The 16,871-nt window shown below is 72.9% G+C and carries 19 protein-coding genes; 11 read left to right on the forward strand and 8 right to left on the reverse strand.

What is annotated here, in order from left to right:
• The first annotated feature begins 59 nt into the window (after positions 1–59).
• The 7 genes from GKS42_RS20995 to GKS42_RS21025 are packed head-to-tail and all read left to right on the forward strand — an operon-like array spanning position 60 to position 5,533.
• On the forward strand, positions 60–1,322 hold the full coding sequence (locus tag GKS42_RS20995) for a ThiF family adenylyltransferase (RefSeq protein ID WP_154795596.1): 1,263 nt from the start codon (positions 60–62) through the stop codon (positions 1,320–1,322).
• Positions 1,307–2,542 (forward strand): molybdopterin molybdotransferase MoeA, encoded by a 1,236-nt coding sequence (locus GKS42_RS21000; protein ID WP_154795597.1) that lies wholly within the window; start codon positions 1,307–1,309, stop codon positions 2,540–2,542. Before GKS42_RS20995 ends, GKS42_RS21000 begins: the two co-directional genes overlap by 16 nt.
• Positions 2,539–3,015: a cyclic pyranopterin monophosphate synthase MoaC gene (gene moaC / locus GKS42_RS21005; protein WP_154795598.1), complete on the forward strand. Its 477-nt coding sequence runs from the start codon at positions 2,539–2,541 to the stop codon at positions 3,013–3,015. Before GKS42_RS21000 ends, moaC begins: the two co-directional genes overlap by 4 nt.
• Before the next feature lie 6 nt (positions 3,016–3,021).
• Entirely contained in the window at positions 3,022–3,804 is a 783-nt protein-coding gene (mobA, locus tag GKS42_RS21010; RefSeq protein ID WP_210769236.1) for a molybdenum cofactor guanylyltransferase, read from the forward strand.
• Positions 3,801–4,088: a DUF6457 domain-containing protein gene (locus tag GKS42_RS21015; RefSeq protein WP_154795599.1), complete on the forward strand. Its 288-nt coding sequence runs from the start codon at positions 3,801–3,803 to the stop codon at positions 4,086–4,088. The genes mobA and GKS42_RS21015 overlap by 4 nt, the downstream gene beginning before the upstream one ends.
• Complete coding sequence (locus GKS42_RS21020; RefSeq protein WP_154795600.1) at positions 4,085–4,321, forward strand: MoaD/ThiS family protein; 237 nt, start codon at positions 4,085–4,087, stop codon at positions 4,319–4,321. Before GKS42_RS21015 ends, GKS42_RS21020 begins: the two co-directional genes overlap by 4 nt.
• A 21-nt stretch (positions 4,322–4,342) precedes the next feature.
• On the forward strand, positions 4,343–5,533 hold the full coding sequence (locus GKS42_RS21025; protein ID WP_168217937.1) for an acyltransferase family protein: 1,191 nt from the start codon (positions 4,343–4,345) through the stop codon (positions 5,531–5,533).
• Here GKS42_RS21025 and GKS42_RS21030 read toward each other — a convergent pair.
• Positions 5,513–6,301, reverse strand: a complete 789-nt coding sequence (locus tag GKS42_RS21030; protein ID WP_154795602.1) for a TetR/AcrR family transcriptional regulator — start codon at positions 6,299–6,301, stop codon at positions 5,513–5,515. The two genes, GKS42_RS21025 and GKS42_RS21030, sit on opposite strands and share 21 nt — an antisense overlap.
• A gap of 129 nt (positions 6,302–6,430) precedes the next feature.
• Here GKS42_RS21030 and GKS42_RS21035 point away from each other — a divergent pair, with 129 nt between their 5' ends.
• Entirely contained in the window at positions 6,431–7,174 is a 744-nt protein-coding gene (locus GKS42_RS21035) for a hypothetical protein (RefSeq protein ID WP_154795603.1), read from the forward strand.
• A gap of 59 nt (positions 7,175–7,233) precedes the next feature.
• Here GKS42_RS21035 and GKS42_RS21040 read toward each other — a convergent pair whose 3' ends face one another.
• The 4 genes from GKS42_RS21040 to GKS42_RS21055 all read right to left on the reverse strand — a co-directional run bounded on the left by GKS42_RS21040 (position 7,234) and on the right by GKS42_RS21055 (position 10,063).
• Positions 7,234–8,016 (reverse strand): inositol monophosphatase family protein, encoded by a 783-nt coding sequence (locus tag GKS42_RS21040; protein WP_154795604.1) that lies wholly within the window; start codon positions 8,014–8,016, stop codon positions 7,234–7,236.
• Between the two features lie 126 nt (positions 8,017–8,142).
• Complete coding sequence (moaA, locus tag GKS42_RS21045) at positions 8,143–9,159, reverse strand: GTP 3',8-cyclase MoaA (RefSeq protein ID WP_154795605.1); 1,017 nt, start codon at positions 9,157–9,159, stop codon at positions 8,143–8,145.
• Positions 9,156–9,581 (reverse strand): molybdenum cofactor biosynthesis protein MoaE, encoded by a 426-nt coding sequence (locus GKS42_RS21050; RefSeq protein WP_154795606.1) that lies wholly within the window; start codon positions 9,579–9,581, stop codon positions 9,156–9,158. Before GKS42_RS21050 ends, moaA begins: the two co-directional genes overlap by 4 nt.
• Positions 9,578–10,063, reverse strand: a complete 486-nt coding sequence (locus GKS42_RS21055; RefSeq protein WP_154795607.1) for a MogA/MoaB family molybdenum cofactor biosynthesis protein — start codon at positions 10,061–10,063, stop codon at positions 9,578–9,580. Before GKS42_RS21055 ends, GKS42_RS21050 begins: the two co-directional genes overlap by 4 nt.
• Positions 10,064–10,179: 116 nt before the next feature.
• On the opposite strand from GKS42_RS21055, the gene GKS42_RS26635 reads away from it, so the two are divergent.
• The 3 genes from GKS42_RS26635 (at position 10,180) to GKS42_RS21070 (ending at position 12,580) form a co-directional block, all read left to right on the forward strand.
• Entirely contained in the window at positions 10,180–11,205 is a 1,026-nt protein-coding gene (locus GKS42_RS26635; protein WP_174791102.1) for an HD domain-containing protein, read from the forward strand.
• 137 nt (positions 11,206–11,342) lie between these two features.
• On the forward strand, positions 11,343–11,633 hold the full coding sequence (locus tag GKS42_RS21065; RefSeq protein ID WP_154795608.1) for a WXG100 family type VII secretion target: 291 nt from the start codon (positions 11,343–11,345) through the stop codon (positions 11,631–11,633).
• A gap of 74 nt (positions 11,634–11,707) precedes the next feature.
• On the forward strand, positions 11,708–12,580 hold the full coding sequence (locus GKS42_RS21070) for a DUF4031 domain-containing protein (RefSeq protein WP_154795609.1): 873 nt from the start codon (positions 11,708–11,710) through the stop codon (positions 12,578–12,580).
• A gap of 14 nt (positions 12,581–12,594) precedes the next feature.
• Here GKS42_RS21070 and GKS42_RS21075 read toward each other — a convergent pair whose 3' ends face one another.
• The 3 genes from GKS42_RS21075 to GKS42_RS21085 all read right to left on the reverse strand — a co-directional run bounded on the left by GKS42_RS21075 (position 12,595) and on the right by GKS42_RS21085 (position 16,854).
• On the reverse strand, positions 12,595–13,263 hold the full coding sequence (locus GKS42_RS21075) for a hypothetical protein (protein WP_154795610.1): 669 nt from the start codon (positions 13,261–13,263) through the stop codon (positions 12,595–12,597).
• Positions 13,264–13,412: 149 nt separating this feature from the next.
• Entirely contained in the window at positions 13,413–15,050 is a 1,638-nt protein-coding gene (gene groL, locus GKS42_RS21080) for a chaperonin GroEL (RefSeq protein WP_154795611.1), read from the reverse strand.
• A gap of 319 nt (positions 15,051–15,369) precedes the next feature.
• Positions 15,370–16,854, reverse strand: a complete 1,485-nt coding sequence (locus tag GKS42_RS21085; protein WP_154795612.1) for a phytoene desaturase family protein — start codon at positions 16,852–16,854, stop codon at positions 15,370–15,372.
• Positions 16,855–16,871 lie beyond the last annotated feature (17 nt).

The raw sequence follows: 16,871 nt of genomic DNA on the forward strand, positions 1-16,871 counted from the left end.
CAGCCAGGCGCCCGGCCCGCGACGGCCGGAACCCCGCACGCACGGGATACGGTGGGACCATGCCGCTGCCGCCGCTCGTTGCCCCCGGTCCGCCGCTGACCCGCGCCGATTCCGAGCGGCTGGCCAGGCACCTGATGCTGCCCCAGGTCGGCGAGGACGGCCAGCGTCGGATCATGGCCGCGAAGGTGGCCGTGGTGGGCGCCGGCGGACTCGGCTCCCCGGTGCTGCAGTACCTCGCCGCCGCGGGCATTGGCACCATCGCGATCATCGACGACGACGTGGTGGAACGCTCGAACCTGCAGCGCCAGGTCCTGCACACCGTGGCCGACCTCGGCCGCCGCAAGGTGGACTCGGCCGCGGAGAGGATCACCGAGATCGCCCCGCAGGCCACCCTCATCAAGCACGCCGTGCGCCTGGACGCCTACAACGCCGAGCAGTACCTCGCCGGCTACGACGTGGTGCTCGACGGTACCGACAACTTCACCACCCGCTACGCGGTCAATGACACCTGCGCCAGGCTCGGGATCCCACTCGTGTGGGCCTCGATCTTCCAGTTCGACGCCCAGATCTCGGTGTTCTGGTCCCGCCCGCCCGCACCGGCCACCCCGGTGACGCTGCGCGATCTGTTCCCGCAGGCGCCGCCGGAGGGTTCGGTGCCGTCCTGCGCCGAGGCCGGGGTACTCGGCGTGCTCTGCGGGCAGGTCGGCTCGGTGATGGCCGCGGAGGCCCTGAAGCTCATCGCCGGGTTCGGTGAGCCGCTGCTCGGCCGGGTCCTGGTGGTCGACGCACTGAACGCGCGCTGGAGCGAGATCCCGCTGCGCCCCGCCGCCCCAGCCATGCGGGTGCCGCCGGCCACGTACGGTGCAACCGTCACGGCGCCGCCACCCGGTGCGCCCGTCACCGTGGTCCCGCCGCCCCCGGGCGGCTATCCGGCGCCGACCGCCGGCGCCCCGCCCACCGTCGGCCCCCCGCCCGCTGCCGCGGCCCATGCGACGCACGCCACGCCGTCGGGCCCCGGGCGGATCACCCCCGCCGAACTGAACCGTCGCCTCGAGGCGCGTCGTCACCGCCAGGACGACTTCGAGCTCGTCGACGTGCGCGACCCCGTCGAGTTCGCCCAGAACTCGATCCCGGGCGCCCAGTTGATCCCGCTGTCGTTCGCACTGACCGAGGCCGGGCGCACCGGCCTGGACACCGGCACCGAGGTCATTCTGTACTGCAAGACCGGACCGCGGGCCGACCGGGCCGCGACCGCGTTCGAACGGGCCGGGTTCAAGACCACCGTGCTGGCCGGGGGGATCGACGCATGGGAGGCCCGGTGAAGCGCTCGGTCGCCGAGCACCAGCGGGCCGTGCTGGCCGCCCTCGAGCCGTTGCAGGCCCGCGACGTGCCGCTCGGCGGGGCCGGCGGCGCGGTGCTCGCGGCGGACGTGCGCTCCCGCACGCCGATCCCGCTCTTCGACAACTCCGCCATGGACGGCTACGCGGTGCGCCGCGCGGACCTGATCGGCGCCGGGCCGGACCATCCGGTGACCCTGCCGGTGATCGCGGACCTGCCCGCCGGGACGAGCGAGCGCCCCGACGTCGGGCCGGGCACCGTGGCCCGGATCATGACCGGGGCGCCGATGCCCCCAGGAGCGGACGCCGTGGTGCCCGTCGAGGACACCGACGCCGGCACCACCACGGTGACGATCACCGCCGAACCCGCCGAGGCGGCCCACATCCGTCGCGCCGGGGACGACCTCGCGCCGGGCGAGGAGGTGCTGCGGGCCGGCACCCGGCTCACCGCCAGGCACCTCGCGGCCGCAGCCGGCGCCGGGCACGGCACGCTGACCGTTCATCCGCGGCCCCGGGTCGCCGTCATCTCGACCGGCACCGAGCTCGTGGACCCCGGCACCACGCCCGCTTGGGGACAGATCCCGGACTCGAACTCCTACCTGCTCGCCCAGTCCGTGACCGAGGCCGGCGGCACCCCCGTGCGGATCGGCGCCGTGCCCGACGACGAGGCCGAGTTCGCGAGACTGCTAGCCGAGGTCTCCCCCGACGTGGACGCGATCGTGCTCTCCGGCGGGGTGAGCGTCGGCGCCTTCGACGTGGTCAAGGCCGTGCTCGCGCCGCTGCCGTCGATGTGGTTCGGGCCGCTCGCGATGCAGCCGGGCAAGCCGCAGGGGTTCGGGCGCCTCGCCGACGGCACGGTCGTCTTCGCGCTCCCGGGCAACCCGGTGAGCGTGTACGTCTCCTTCGAGGTGTTCGTCCGCCCGGGCCTGCGGCGCCTGGCCGGCGACGCCGACCCGCGGCCGGTCCTGGTCGACGGCGTCGCGGAGGTGGGGTGGCGTTCGCCACCCGGGCGTGAGCAGTACATGCCGGTCGTGATGGACGACGGCGCAGGCGGGCCGGTCCGGGTGCGCCCCTCCGCGCGGCGCGGGTCGGGCTCCCACCTGGTCGGTGGGCTCGCCGGGGCGGACGGGCTCGCCCGGGTGGCCGCGGACGTCGACGAGGTCCGGGCCGGGGACACAGTCGCCGTGCTGCGGGGGGCATCATGAGCGAGTTCACCCATCTCGACGGCGCCGGTCAGGCCCGGATGGTCGACGTCACCGAGAAGGTCCCGACCGTCCGCTCGGCCACGGCCGAGGCGCTGGTCGAGTGTGGGCCGCACGTGGTCGCCGCGCTGCGGGAGGACTCGGTGCCGAAGGGGGACGTGCTCGCAGTCGCCCGGGTCGCCGGGATCGCCGCCGCGAAGCGGACCCCGGAACTGCTGCCGCTCGCCCACGTGATCGGGGTGCACGGGGTCGTGGTCGAGGCCGAGATCGCCGACGACGGCGTACACCTGCGCGCCACCGTCCGCACCGCCGACCGGACCGGGGTCGAGATGGAGGCCCTCACCGCGGTGAGCGTCGCGGCGTTGAACGTGGTGGACATGGTCAAGGGTCTGGACAAGTCGGTCACCATCACCGGCATCCGGCTCCTGGCCAAGACCGGTGGCAAGTCCGGGGACTGGCACCGGGACCGGGACTGACGAGCGATGACTGCGGCGCCGGACGTCATCGTGCTCGCCGGCGGCCGCGCGGAACGCCTCGGCGGGACGAGCAAGCCCGATGTGCGGATCGGCGGGCGGACCCTGCTGGAGCGGGTGCTCGCGGCGGCTGCCGCCGGCGCGGCCGGGGCCCGTCCCGGCGCCCCGGTCGACGACGGGACCGGCGCCACCCGGGACAGCTCCGGGGAGCCTCCGATCCGAGCGGTCGTGGTCGGGCCGCCCGCGCTCGCCGCAACCCCCGTGCCACCCGGCCTCGAGGTCCGCGTCACGAGCGAGGACCCGCCGTTCGGCGGGCCGGTGGCCGGGCTCGCCGCCGGACTGGCCGCGCTCGAGGACCGGACCACCGGGGCCATGCTCGAGCACACGGGTTCGGCACCCGAGGCGCCCATCCTCGTGCTGGCGTGCGACCTGCCCTTCGCGAGCACCGCCGTCGGCCCTCTTCTTGCGCGGTACGCGGCGCTGCGCCTCGACGAGGACGGGACGTGCGCGGAGCACGCGGGCCGCCTGCAGTGGCTGGCCGGCGTCTACCGACGCGACTCGCTGCGGCGGGCCCTCGCCGAGCTCGAGACGGTCCGGGATGCCTCCGTGCGCGCCCTGATGGCGCCGCTGCGGCTGGTCGCCGTGCCCGGTCTCGACGCCCGGGACGTGGACACCTGGGGCGATGTCGCGTACGCGCGCGACGAGGCCGGAGAGCCGCGAACCGAGGACGGCCCGTGGTCGGCCGCCGATGTGGCAGAGTCAGCTCAACGGATGGGCGAGGAGGATCGATGAGTCGCGAACTGCCCCCGATCCAGGACTGGGTCGAGACACTGTCGGTGGAACTGGGCGTGGACCCCACTTTGGTGGACCTGCGTGCCCTGCTCGACATGACCCGGGACGTCGCCCACCACGTGGACCGCCCGGCCGCGCCCGTCAGCGCGTTCATCGTGGGCCTCGCCGTCGGTGCGGGGGCGAGCCCCGAACAGGTCCGGGCCGCGTGCGCCCGAACGGCCGAGCTCGCGATCGCGCGGGGTGGGGATCATCACTCCGACGGCGCAGCGGAGCGGAACGGATGACGCAGGTGCGCTACTTCGCAGCGGCCGCCGAAGCCGCTGGTCGGCACGGCGAGTCGCTCGCCGCGGCCACGGTCGGGGAGCTGCGCGAACTCATGGTCGCCCGGCACGGCGAGACGCTGGAGCGGGTGCTCTCCCGTTGTTCCCTCCTGGTCGACGGGGTAGCCTCCCCCGATGACGTTTTCCTGGATGACGACACCGTGGTGGACGTGCTCCCTCCCTTCGCGGGGGGCTGAGAACCTCGGAGGCTGCGGCCGTTGAGGCCGGCCACCGCAACCACAGCACCTGCGCAACACCCCGCACCCATCGGAGCCAGCACCACCGGAAGTCCCTCGGCCGCACCGCGCCTGCGCGCCCTTGACGCGCTGCGCCTGCTCGCCGCGTTGACCGTGGTGCTGATGCACTTCACCACCCGGGACCACGGGCGGTGGGGCGACGGCGTGCTGCCGTACGAGCTCTTCCCCGGGCTGAGCGATGTGCTCCGGTACGGCTACGTCGGGATGCACCTGTTCTTCGTGCTCAGCGGGTTCGTGATCCTGATGTCGGCGTGGGGCCGCTCCACGGGCGCGTTCGTCGCCTCCCGGGTGAGCCGGCTGTACCCGGCGTTCTGGGTCGCCGTGCTGATCACAGGGACCCTGCGCTGGCTGTGGCCGACGTTCGACGCGCGGTCACCGGCCGAGGTGCTCGCGAACCTCACCATGCTGCACGAGCCGTTCGGCGTGGCGCACGTGGACGGCGTGTACTGGACGCTCTGGGTGGAGATGCAGTTCTACCTGCTCATGGCCGTGATGGTGGCGATCGGGCTGACCAGGCGCCGCGTCCTGTTCGTCGCGACGGCGCTGCCGCTGGTGGGCACGGCGCTCACCCTGACCATGCCCGGGGCGACCGAGACCGTGACGTCACTGAGCTGGGCGTCGATGTTCGGCGCCGGGATGGTGATGTACGTGATCTACCGGGACGGCCACAGCGTGCGCCTGTGGGCCCTGGCCGCCCTGAACACCGCACAGGGGGTGCTCATCGCCGCCGTGAAGCAGACGTCGGCGATCGAGGCGATCGCCTCCGGTGCCGAGGTGTCCCCACTGATCCTCGCGCTGGCGGTCCTGGGCGCCGTGGCCGCGGTCGCGACGATCGCGTTCGTGCCCGCGATCCGGAACCTGGACTGGCGCTGGCTGACCGCGGTGGGCACGCTCACGTACCCGCTGTACCTCACCCACGAGTACGTGGGCTGGGCGGTCATCGAAGCACTGCATCCGGCGCTCGGGAAGTGGCCAACCCTCATCGTCGCCGTCGGGACGTGCCTGGCCCTGGCGTGGCTGATCCACCGGTTCGTGGAGAAGCGATGGCACCGGCCGCTGCGACGGCGCCTGGAGGCGCTGTTCTCGCCGCCGAGACCGACGGCCGGATCCCCACCCCGGCAGCGCGCGGAGTCAGTCCACCAGCCCCAGTGACCCGGTCAGTGCCTCGATCGCTTGGGCGTACAGGGCGTCCGCCGGCTCGAAGCCGCCGTGGAAATGGCCGCCGATCTCCAGGGTGACGAACCCGATGACCTGCGCCAGGGCGGCGACCCCAGCGGCGAGGCGCACCGGGGTGATGTGCGGACCGAGCAGGGCCCCGGCGCTGCGGAGCTGGGCGTTCAGGCCCGCGTCGGCGACATCCCCGACCGGCTGGGCAGGGTGCGCTGCGGCCGGGTCCGGACGGTCAGCGTCCGCGACGTCACCGGCCGGGTCGCCCGCGAGCGCCACCGCTTCGAGCGGCCGGAAGAACGCGAGCATGACGCGTTCGGCAGGCACGGTCGTCTCCATCGGCGCGCGGTAGCCGGGCACCGGGGTGCCGTACAGCAGCGAGTACCGGTGCGGCTGGGCCAGCGCCCAGTCCCGCAGGGTCACGGCCGCGGTGGCCCACCGCTCGGCCTGGGCGGCCTGCTCGGTCCCGGTTGCGGCCGGAGCGGCCTGCTCCGGGTCGGCGAACCTGGCGTCCGCCGCGTCAAGGGCGTCGGCGAGGTCGGCGTAGGCGTCGATGATCAACGCCGTCAGCAACTCGTCACGGCTCGCGAAGTAGCGGTACAACGCCGATGACACCATGCCGAGCTCGCGGGAGATCGCGCGCAGCGACAGCTCCCCGGCGCCCGCATCGCCGAGCTGGCGCAGCGCCTCGTCCTTGATCTGCTGGGTGAGCTCCGCGCGTGCGATCGCACGGGCCGTTCGTGGTGCCGCCATGTCGCGAGTCTGCCACATCCGAGATCGTTGCTCTTAATTGTGAGCACCGCTCTTGTTAATTGTTCGGCTGTGGTGCATGCTTGGCAGCAACAGAGAGCACCGCTCTCCATTTGAGACCAGGAGTCCGCCATGACCGCACCGAGCACCGACCCGAACCCGCGGAGCACTGCGCCCACTGCGACGCCGACCACGGCGCCGGTCACCAACGCGACCCCCACCCACACCGAGACCCCGAGCCGCACCGGCCGCGCATCGACGTTCATCCGGGCTGCCCTGGCCGTGGCCGGCGTCCTGTTCGCGCTCTACCCGGCCGTGCGCCCATGGACCGATGAGACCACCCTGGCCGGCGCCGCGGCGTTCGCCTCACACCAGTGGGTGGCGGCCCACACGATGGGCATGGTCGCCTTCATGCTGCTCGCGGCGGCGCTGCTCGTCCGAGCCTTCGAGAGCGGCCGGGCGGGCCCGACTGCCACGCTCGCCGCCGTCGGCGCCGCGCTGGTCCTGCCGTACTACGGCGCCGAGACGTTCGGCCTGCACGCCATCGGCCTGCGCGCCGTGGCCGACGCCGATGTGAGCCTGCTCGAACTCGCCGACACCGTCCGGTACGGACCGGTGCCGATGACGATGTTCGGACTCGGCCTGCTCGCGCTCGCCGTGGCCGGGATCCTCCTCGCCCGGGACGCCTGGCGCGCCGGCGGTCTCGCGCGTGCGGGTGGGCTGCTGACCGGGGTCATGCTGGCGCTGTACCTGCCGCAGTTCTTCGGCACCCCGGCGATGCGGATCGGGCACGGCGTGCTGCTCGCGATCGGGTGCATCATGCTCGCGATCGCCTGGGGGCGCCAAGCGGACGGGCGGGCCACGCAGACCCGGTGACAGCGCGAGAGCGCTGACGTCATCGCGTCAAGCGCCCTCGTGCGGAGCGGGGTCGCGCTCTAGCCGACCAGGCTCGCGATCGGTCCCCGGACCTCCTCGAACACGTCCGCCGAGGCGGCGCCGATGAGCCAGGGTACGCCGACCCGGCGGGGCGCGTAGGCCGACCCGTCGAGCCGCCCGGTGAAGCCCCCGGCCTCGGCCACGAGCAGCGCACCGGGCGCGTGGTCCCACGGCCAGTCGTTGCGGAAGCCGACGTAGTCCACCTCGCCGAGGGCGAGGTTCGCGTAGTCCACGCCGGCGCACATCCAGGAGTCGCCGATCCGCAGTGGCGCCGGGGCCTGGCTGCGCAGGGGTTCGCTCGAGGTCACGCCGCGCAGTTCGGCGCCGTCGGCTGGGGCACCGCGCTCGATCCGGGTCCCGTTCCGGTACGCACCCGCATCGGCCTCGGCCACGAACGCCTCCTCGCGTTCGGGCACCCAGATCCAGGAGCGCACCGGCTTCCCGCCCCGCAGCTCGGCCACCATCACCGCGTGGTCGGGGGATCCGTTCACGAAGTTCTTCGTGCCGTCCACCGGGTCGATGGTGAAGGAGTGCTCCGCCGTCGCGAACGCCTGCAGCAGCGTGTTGTCGGCGGAGGTCGCCTCCTCGCCGAGGATGAGGGCGTCCGGGTAGGCCGCCTGCAACGCCTCGGCGATGAGGATCTCACTCTCGCGGTCCGCCACGGTCACCAGGTCCCCGGGGGCCTTCTCGAACACCTGCCCCTCGGCGAGCGCGCGGAATCGCGGGGTGATGACGGTCGCGGCCGTCTCCTTCAGCAGGTCGAGGACGGCGTCGGTATCCATGTGCTCCAACCTGGCAGAGTCTCACCGTCGGCCGCGACGGCGTCTCACGGCCGGTGCCGAGCCGTCACCGGCCGTTCATCGGGCGAACCCGGGGGCGGCTCGGCCTGGTCCCGTCGAACCCCTGGGTCAGCCCCCGATGGCACTCATCGGACGGTCCGGCTGGAGGAAGCCCGGGTCGTCGATGCCGTGACCGGGCAGCTTGCCCGCGATGCAGGTGTGCATGAGCGCCGCGATGTCGTCGTCGGTGCCGCCGCTGCGCAGGACGCCGAGCAGGTCGGACTCCTCACGGGCGAAGAGACAGTTGCGCAACTGTCCGTCCGCCGTCAGCCGGACCCGGTCGCAGGCCCCGCAGAACGGGAGCGTCACAGAACGGATCACGCCCACGGTGGTGGGACCGCCGTCGATCAGGAACCGCTCGGCGGGAGAGGTGCCGCGGTCCCCGAACTCGGCGATCTCGAACACCTGCTCCAGCTCGGCGAGGATCTCCTCGCCGGTGACCATCGCGGCCCGGGTCCAGGTGTGGCCGGCGTCCAGCGGCATCTGCTCGATGAACCGCATCTCGGCGCCCTTGTCCCGGGCGAAGGCGACCAGGTCCACGAGCTCGTCGTCGTTCACGCCCCGCATCGCGACGGCGTTGATCTTCACGGGCGCGAGGCCAGCGGCGATCGCGGCGTCGATGCCGGCGAGCACCTCGGGGAGCTTGTCCCTGCGAGTGAGGTCGTGGAACCGGTCGCGGCGCAGCGTGTCGAGGCTGACGTTCACGCGGGTCAGGCCAGCCTCGACCAGCGGCTCGGCGAGTTGCGGCAGCCGGATCCCGTTCGTGGTCATGGACAGCTCGAGCGGACCGTCCTCGCCGATGATCGCGGACATCCGTGCGACCACGTCCACCGCGTCCGGGCGCAGCAGCGGTTCCCCGCCGGTGAGCCGTACCTCAACGATGCCGAGTGCGGCCGCGACCTCGGCGACCCGCACGAGTTCGTCCGTGGTGAGGATGTTCTCCTTGTGCAGCCACGGCACGCCCTCGGCAGGCATGCAGTAGGTACAGCGCAGGTTGCACTTGTCCGTGAGGGAGATCCGCAGGTCGCGGTGCACCCGCCCGTACCGGTCGACGATCGGGCTGGCCAGGTCCGGCGAGACGCTCATGCCGAACCCACCCAGGTGTGGCTGCCGTCCGCGAGGTTCTGCTTCTTCCACATCGGCAGCTCCGCCTTGACGACCTCGACGAGGTCACGGCACGCGTCGAAGGCCGCGGCCCGGTGGGCGCTGCCGGCGCACGCGACGATGGCGAGCCCCCCGACGGCGACGTCCCCGGTGCGGTGGCTCACCGCGAGTGCGACGTCCGGGTGCGCGGCGGCGACCCGCTCGGCGATCTCGGCGAGCACCCGCGGGGCGTCCGGGTGCGCGCTGTACTCCAGCCCGGTCACCGTGCCGGCCGCGTCGGGGCTGTGGTCGCGCACCGTGCCCAGGAAGCTGGCGACGGCGCCGGTACTCGAGTCGGAGACGGCGGCCACGTGTGCGGCCGCATCGAGCGGCTCGGCGGAGATCGCGGTCAGGCGCACGCTCATCCGTGGTCACCGCCGTCCAACTGGCTCAGCACGTGGGTCACGAGCGGCAGCACCACGGCCACCGCGGAGGCGGCGCCCCCCGGGGAACCGGGGGCGTTGACCACGAGCGCCCGGCCCGAGGTGCCGGCCAGTCCGCGGCTCAGGATCGCCGTCGGCACGGCGGCCGCGTCGCGGCGGCGCAGTTCCTCGCCGATCCCGGGCAGTTCCCGGTCGAGGACGCGCGCCGTCCCCTCGGGGGTTCGGTCCCGCGGCGAGATGCCGGTACCGCCGCTGGTCAGCACGAGCCGGGCACCGCCGTCGACGGCGCCCCGCAGGGCTGCCTCGACGGCGTCGGCGCCGTCCGGGACCACCTGGACCGGCCCGACGTCGTACCCCGCCTCGGCGAGCAGGGCGGCGGCGCGGGCGCCGGAGACGTCCTCGCGCTCTCCGGACGCGCACCGGTCCGAGACCGTGATCACAACCGTCCGTATACCGTTCTGCATCCAGCCAGCCTACGTCCTGGGAGCGAGGACACGGCGCGGTCACGCTCGTGCGGCCGGGGCGCCGGACCGGGGCTACGATCGCCTCGTCAGTTCAGTCGTTGAGGGAATGTGAATCGATGGGCGTCATCGACGCACCACAGTGGGTCCTGTCCGCATGGCGCAGGAGTCTGGAGGCGGTGGGTGCCACCGCCGACCGCGAGGCGATCGAGGCCCGCGGGGAAGCACTGATCGGCCGATGGTCCGAGCCGGACCGGATCCACCACAACATGAAGCGGCTCATCGGGGTGCTCGCCCGGGTCGACGAACTCGCCCCGGAGACCCACCACCCGGACATCGTGCGCATCGCCGCCTGGTACCACGGGGCCGTCTTCAACGCGGCCGCCCGCGAGGCCTACGCCCACCGGGGTGGGGTGGACGAGGCGGCCTCCGCCGCCCTCGCGCGCATCGAGCTCACCGAACTCGGGGTCCCGGAGAAGGTCGTCAACCGGATCGCGGAACTGATCTCCGTGCTGGCTCGCCACGCCGCACCGGCCACGGACATCGACGCCCAGGCCCTCTGTGATGCCGACCTCGGTGGCCTCGCGGCCGAACCGCAGAAGTACGAGGCCTACCGGCGCGAGGTGCGCGAGGAGTACCGGCACATCCCGCAGCGGGACTACCTCGAGGCCCGGCTGAGGATCGTGACGAAGCTGCTCGGCCGGACCCACCTGTTCCGGTCCCCGCTCGGGCGGGACTGGGAGGACGCGGCCCGGGAGAACCTGAACGCCGAGCTGGCGCGCCTCACCAGCGAACTCGCGACCCTGCCTCCGCGCGCGGAGGACGAGCCGGATCCGAACCGGGCGGACGTGGCACGTTCGGGGTCCGACCCGGACGCGGACGACGCCGGGTTCGGACTCTCCGACCAGGCGCCGGAGCCGCAGGACTCGGAACGGCCGACCCGCACGGCGGTGCCGGACGTGGACCTCCCGGCGGAGCGAGCGCCCGCCCCCGACCCGTCCCGGGCCGCGGAGGGTACGTGGCCGAACCGGCCGCCGTCGATGCGTTCAGCGGACGCGGAGCCGGCGGAGGACGAGGCGCAGCACGAGACCTCGCTGAGCCGGCCCCCACGGATGCCGGCCCGCCAGCGCCCGACCTCGGACTGAGCGGGCGTCCACAGCGAGCCCGTTGGTGCCGCTGCCCGCACAGCGGCACCGGTGACAACGCCGTGGCGGCTCGGTTACTCCTAGCGTCGACCTCAGGACCGCACACCTCGTGCGGTCATGAGATCGAGGAGACAGACATGACCCGATTCGAGGTCGATGCGGCCGAGGTGGCCAGGGCCGGCGCGGCCGCGCGCAGTTCGGCGACCATCATCAACACCGAAGTCAGCAACATGATGCGGCACCTGACCGCCCTGCAGTCGTCGTGGCGCGGCGGGGCGTCCACGGCGTTCGGCGCGCTGATCGTGGAGTGGCGTGCCACGCAGCAGCAGGTGGAGGCGAACCTCGAGCAGATCTCGCTGGCGCTGGATGCCAGCGCGCGCCAGTACGAGGACACCGAGTTCAACGCGACGCGGATGTTCTCCCGGTAGCGCCGCCGGCGCCCGCCGCGGCGAACGTGGCGGGCGCGGGCATCGACGGGGTCCGGGCGCCCTACCCTGGAGCGGTGGCAGTCCTGATCGATCCGCCGATGTGGCCGGCGCACGGCACGTTGTTCTCGCACCTGGTCTCGGACGAGTCCCTGGCCGAGTTGCACGAGTTCGCGCGGCGGGCCGGGCTGCCCGAGCGCGCCTTCGACCGCGACCACTATGACGTGCCCGCCCGTCGGCACACCGAGCTGGTGGCGCAGGGCGCCCGGCCGGTCACGGGCGGTGACCTCATCCGTGGCCTACGTGCGAGCGGCCTCCGGGTGCGGGCCCGGGACCGACGCGAGCACCTCGACGTGGCACTGACCATGCGATGGCGCCTGCTGCTGCCCGGCCACGAGGCGCTCGGCGCGGAACTTCTGGAGCGGTGGGGCGAGCCGCACCGGCACTACCACGACGGCACACACCTGCTCGCGGTGCTTGAGGCCGCCGACGCGTTGTCCGAACCCGGCCCGGCACCGGCCACGGTGCTGCTCGCGGCCTGGTTCCACGACGCCGTCTACGCCGGGGTCGCCGGACGGGACGAGCAGGACTCCGCCGACCTGGCTCGGGACCGGCTCACCGGGTCCGGCGTCGCCGCCGCGGATGTCGACGAGGTCGTCCGACTGGTGCTGCTCACCGCCTCGCACGCTCCGGAGCCCGGCGACACCACGGGCGCGCTGCTCTGCGACGCGGACCTGTCCGTCCTCGGCCGCGAGCCGGCCGGCTACGCCCGCTACCTGGCCGCGGTGCGGGCGGACTACGCCCACGTCAGTGACACCGACTTCGCCAACGGACGGGCCGCCGTCGTCCATCGCCTGCTTGCACTGGACCCGTTGTTCCACACCGAACGCGGCCGGAGGCTGTGGGCGGAGCAGGCGCGCGTGAACCTGCTGGGCGAACTCCCCGGCTGAGGCCGCCGTACTCGTCAGATCAGGCGGGCGGCAAGGATCGAGCCGAGGTTCGTCACGCCATGGAACACCTGCGGTGGTGCGAACGTACCCAACGGCTGCGCCAGCGGTCCGAGCAGGTCGCCGCGCTGACCGAGCGGGAGTCGGTGGACCTCACCGCGCCGGTACCGGCCGAGGTTCGGGTACTGCGCCTCGGTGCCCGGGCGCAGGGAGAGTTCCAGCGCCACCACGACCCCGTCCGAGAACGGGCCACCGCGCGACCGGGAGTGTCCGTACTTGACCTCGACCGCGGCCAGGTCGGCCCAGCGAACGGCCCAGGGGTGACCCTTCGGGTCCTGGTAGTCCAGACCCATCGGCCCGATCTCGAGTGCGCGTGCCCGCAGCACCCTGGGCATCGTCAGCAGCAACAACAACCCGGCGAGCAGGAAGATCGCCCCGACGACGATCGGCACGGCACCCTGGTCCGAGGCGAGCCCGCCGAACACGGCGACGAGCCCGACCCCGAGCGTCAGCACCGTTCCGGCGACCTGGATCAGGATGCCCTTGGCGGTCGGCCTCAGGTCCACCCGGACCGGCGCCCCCGTGCCGGTCCGGTGTGGCGCCTGCGACTGCCGTCCGGAGGATGCCCCCTGCACACTCCCCGACCAGCCGGGTTGATACCCCGGCTCCTGACTGCCTGCACCCATGGGACCCGAACCTAGTGCGCAGCCCGGCGTGGCAGCCATGGGCAGTCCTTCCCGCCCGAAACGAGGCGAAGACCCCCGGTCCAATCGGACCGGGGGCCTTCGGGTGATGCGTTCGACCGGCGTGGGGCCGGGCTGCGATCCCTAGGGGATCAGAAGCCCATGCCGCCCATGCCGCCCATGTCGTCGCCACCGCCGCCGGCGGGCGCAGAGGCCTTCTCCGGCTTGTCGGCCACGATGGCCTCGGTGGTGAGGAACAGGCCGGCGATCGAGGCGGCGTTCTGCAGAGCGGAACGGGTCACCTTGACCGGGTCGTTGATGCCGGCAGCGAGGAGGTCCTCGTACTCGCCGGTCGCGGCGTTGAGGCCGTGACCGTCGGGCAGGTTGCGGACCTTCTCCGCGACAACTCCGCCTTCGAGGCCGGCGTTGATCGCGATCTGCTTGAGCGGCGCGTCCACGGCCACGCGAACGATGTTCGCGCCGGTGGCCTCGTCACCGTCGAGCTCGAGGGTGGCGAACGCGGTGTTCGCGGCCTGGATGAGGGCCACGCCACCACCGGCGACGATGCCCTCCTCGACGGCAGCCTTCGCGTTGCGGACGGCGTCCTCGATGCGGTGCTTGCGCTCCTTGAGCTCCACCTCGGTGGCGGCCCCGGCCTTGATCACCGCGACACCACCGGCGAGCTTCGCGAGGCGCTCCTGGAGCTTCTCGCGGTCGTAGTCGGAGTCGGAGTTCTCGATCTCGGCGCGGATCTGCGACACGCGACCGGCGATGCTGTCGGCCTCGCCGGCACCCTCGACGATCGTGGTCTCGTCCTTGGTGATGACCACCTTGCGGGCGGTACCGAGGACCTCGAGGCCAACGTTGTCCAGCTTCAGACCCACGGTCTCGCTGACGACCTGGCCGCCGGTGAGGATCGCGATGTCGGTCAGCATGGCCTTGCGGCGGTCGCCGAAGCCCGGGGCCTTGACGGCGACGGACTTGAAGATGCCACGGAGCTTGTTCAGCACCAGGGTCGCCAGGGCCTCGCCCTCGACGTCCTCGGAGATGATCAGCAGCGGCTTGCCGGCCTGGATGACCTTCTCCAGCAGCGGCAGCAGCTCCTTGACGTTCGAGATCTTCGACTCGACGAGCAGCACGTAGGCGTCCTCCAGGACGGCCTCCTGACGCTCCTGGTCGGTGACGAAGTACGCGGACAGGTAGCCCTTGTCGAAGCGCATACCCTCCGTGAGCTCGAGCTCCAGGCCGAGGGCGTTGGACTCCTCGACCGTGATGACGCCCTCCTTGCCGACCTTGTCCAGAGCCTCGGCGATGAGCTCGCCGATCTGGGGGTCGCCGGCGGAGATGGCGGCGGTGGCGGCGATCTGCTCCTTGGTCTCGATCTCCTTGGAGGAGTCGAGCAGGGCAGCGGTCACGGCCTCGACGGCCTTCTCGATGCCGCGCTTGAGGGCGATCGGGTTGGCGCCGGCCGCGACGTTGCGCAGGCCCTCGCGCACGAGCGCCTGGGCGAGCACGGTGGCGGTGGTGGTGCCGTCACCCGCGACGTCGTCGGTCTTCTTGGCGACCTCCTTGACGAGCTCGGCGCCAATCTTCTCGAAGGGCTCCTCGAGCTCGATCTCCTTGGCGATGGACACGCCATCGTTGGTGATCGTGGGGGCGCCCCACTTCTTCTCCAGGACGACGTTGCGTCCCTTCGGGCCGAGCGTGACCTTCACGGTGTCGGCGAGGGTGTTGAGCCCACGCTCCATCCCGCGGCGGGCCTCCTCGTTGAAGGCGATGATCTTTGCCATTCGGGTCTGATCCTCCGGTACTGGCGTTCGTAAGGCCGGTGCGATGCCCGCGACGGACGACGCCACCCGATGCGTTCATGTCCCGCACCGGCGCAGCGCCTCATCTCACTGACCAGGTGTTGTCACTCTCAAGGCGAGAGTGCTAACGCCATTATTGGCACTCTCACCCGGAGAGTGCAAGAAGGGCCCGACGGCGGAGGCACGGTTTCGCAGTCAGGTGAACCCGGGCGCCTGGTCGCCCCGGGCGCGCCCCGGCCCGGATGGCGGTGACGCCGGTCACGGCGACCGTCGAACGGCACCGGTCGACCGCTCAGGAGGCTCAGACCGTCGAACTCGGCGCCAACGACGGCGCCCGCACCTCGAACCGCTGGGCCAGGGCCCGCCGCGCCGCGTGGTGCCCGCCCATGCCGTGCACCCCCGGCCCCGGCGGCACCGACGCCGAGCACAGGTACACCCCGGGGATCCCCGCGGCGAACGGGTCCGTACTGAGGCGGGGGCGCGCGGCCATGCCCCAGGTGGAGACCGCGCCGGCCGCGATGTCCCCGCCGATGTAGTTCTGGTTGTGCTCGGCCATCTCGGCGGCGGGCACGCACCGGGAGGTGACGACGACATCGCGGAAGCCCGGCGCGAAACGCTCGATCTGCGCGGTGACGGCCTCCGTGACGTCCACGGTGCTGCCCGCCGGCACGTGGGCGTAGGCCCAGCCGGGTCGTCGCCCGGCGACGACCCGGCCGGGATCGGCCACGCTCGGGTCCGAGAACAGCACCATCGGCGTCGCCGCATGCACGCCCTCGGCCACGAGGGACTCGGCGTACGCCATCTCCTCGCGGGTGCCGCCCACGTGCACCGTGCTCGCCTCCCCCACCCGAGGGTCCGCCCACGGCACCGGGCCGGAGAGCACGTAGTCCACCTTCGCCGCGGCGTCGCCGTAACGGAACCGGGCCAGCGCCGCGCGGACCCGCTCCGGCATCCGCTCACCCCAGATCTCCAGCAGCGTCGCCGGAGTGGTGTCGAAGAGGTAGGCGCGTGCCCGCGGCAGCTCCCGCCAGGTGCGGACCCGGTGGCCGGTCCGGATCACCCCACCGTGCGCCTCGAGGTCAGTCCTGAGCGCGCCGATGATGGCCCCGGACCCACCGACGGGGATCGGCCAGCCGGCCGCATGCGCGTGGGTGGCGAGCATGATCGCGGTGCCGGCGCCGGCGAGCGAGGGCTGCGTGCTGATCGAGTGGGCGGCCACCCCGGTGAACAGCGCGGGGGCGACGTCGCCCCGGAACCGAGCCGACCAGGCTCGCGTGCCCTGCTCGAACAGGCGGGCGGCCGCGCCGACGGCCGCCCGCAGCCCTGTGGGCGTGAGCAGACCGGCCGGCAGGCTCCGGCGGTCGCCGAGCGCGAGCTCGGTGAGCATGGCCGAGTTCTCGACGAGGGGACCGAACAGGTCGAACCAGGCTGCGCCGTCGGGCCCCAGTTCCGCCGCCGTACGCCCGAGCGAACGGTACGCGATACCCGCCGGCCCTTCGGGCATCGGTTGGGCGTAGGCGACCTCGGGGACCCGCAGGTCCACCCCGCGGGCCGCGAGGTCGAACTCGGCGAAGAACGGGCTGGCCAGCGCGAGCGGATGCACGGCGGAACAGATGTCGTGGACCACCCCGGGGGCGAGCCCGAGATCGAGGGTGCGGGCGCCGCCGCCGACGGTCTTCTCCGCCTCGAACACGGTGACCTCGAGACCGGCCCGCGCCAGGGTGACGGCGGCGGCGAGCCCGTTCGGTCCGGAGCCGATCACCACGGCGTCCGTCTGTGCCCTCATGCTGCCATTGTTGCCTA

This window comes from Occultella kanbiaonis (assembly GCF_009708215.1).
GTDB lineage: Bacteria > Actinomycetota > Actinomycetes > Actinomycetales > Beutenbergiaceae > Occultella > Occultella kanbiaonis.

Coding starts and splice junctions, on each gene's coding strand:
- GKS42_RS20995 (WP_154795596.1), top strand. CDS start 60: ATGCCGCTGCCGCCGCTCGTTGCCCCCGGTCCGCCGCTGACCCGCGCC.
- GKS42_RS21000 (WP_154795597.1), top strand. CDS start 1,307: ATGGGAGGCCCGGTGAAGCGCTCGGTCGCCGAGCACCAGCGGGCCGTG.
- moaC (WP_154795598.1), top strand. CDS start 2,539: ATGAGCGAGTTCACCCATCTCGACGGCGCCGGTCAGGCCCGGATGGTC.
- mobA (WP_210769236.1), top strand. CDS start 3,022: ATGACTGCGGCGCCGGACGTCATCGTGCTCGCCGGCGGCCGCGCGGAA.
- GKS42_RS21015 (WP_154795599.1), top strand. CDS start 3,801: ATGAGTCGCGAACTGCCCCCGATCCAGGACTGGGTCGAGACACTGTCG.
- GKS42_RS21020 (WP_154795600.1), top strand. CDS start 4,085: ATGACGCAGGTGCGCTACTTCGCAGCGGCCGCCGAAGCCGCTGGTCGG.
- GKS42_RS21030 (WP_154795602.1), bottom strand. CDS start 6,301: ATGGCGGCACCACGAACGGCCCGTGCGATCGCACGCGCGGAGCTCACC.
- GKS42_RS21035 (WP_154795603.1), top strand. CDS start 6,431: ATGACCGCACCGAGCACCGACCCGAACCCGCGGAGCACTGCGCCCACT.
- GKS42_RS21040 (WP_154795604.1), bottom strand. CDS start 8,016: ATGGATACCGACGCCGTCCTCGACCTGCTGAAGGAGACGGCCGCGACC.
- moaA (WP_154795605.1), bottom strand. CDS start 9,159: ATGAGCGTCTCGCCGGACCTGGCCAGCCCGATCGTCGACCGGTACGGG.
- GKS42_RS21050 (WP_154795606.1), bottom strand. CDS start 9,581: ATGAGCGTGCGCCTGACCGCGATCTCCGCCGAGCCGCTCGATGCGGCC.
- GKS42_RS21055 (WP_154795607.1), bottom strand. CDS start 10,063: ATGCAGAACGGTATACGGACGGTTGTGATCACGGTCTCGGACCGGTGC.
- GKS42_RS26635 (WP_174791102.1), top strand. CDS start 10,180: ATGGGCGTCATCGACGCACCACAGTGGGTCCTGTCCGCATGGCGCAGG.
- GKS42_RS21065 (WP_154795608.1), top strand. CDS start 11,343: ATGACCCGATTCGAGGTCGATGCGGCCGAGGTGGCCAGGGCCGGCGCG.
- GKS42_RS21075 (WP_154795610.1), bottom strand. CDS start 13,263: ATGGGTGCAGGCAGTCAGGAGCCGGGGTATCAACCCGGCTGGTCGGGG.
- groL (WP_154795611.1), bottom strand. CDS start 15,050: ATGGCAAAGATCATCGCCTTCAACGAGGAGGCCCGCCGCGGGATGGAG.
- GKS42_RS21085 (WP_154795612.1), bottom strand. CDS start 16,854: ATGAGGGCACAGACGGACGCCGTGGTGATCGGCTCCGGACCGAACGGG.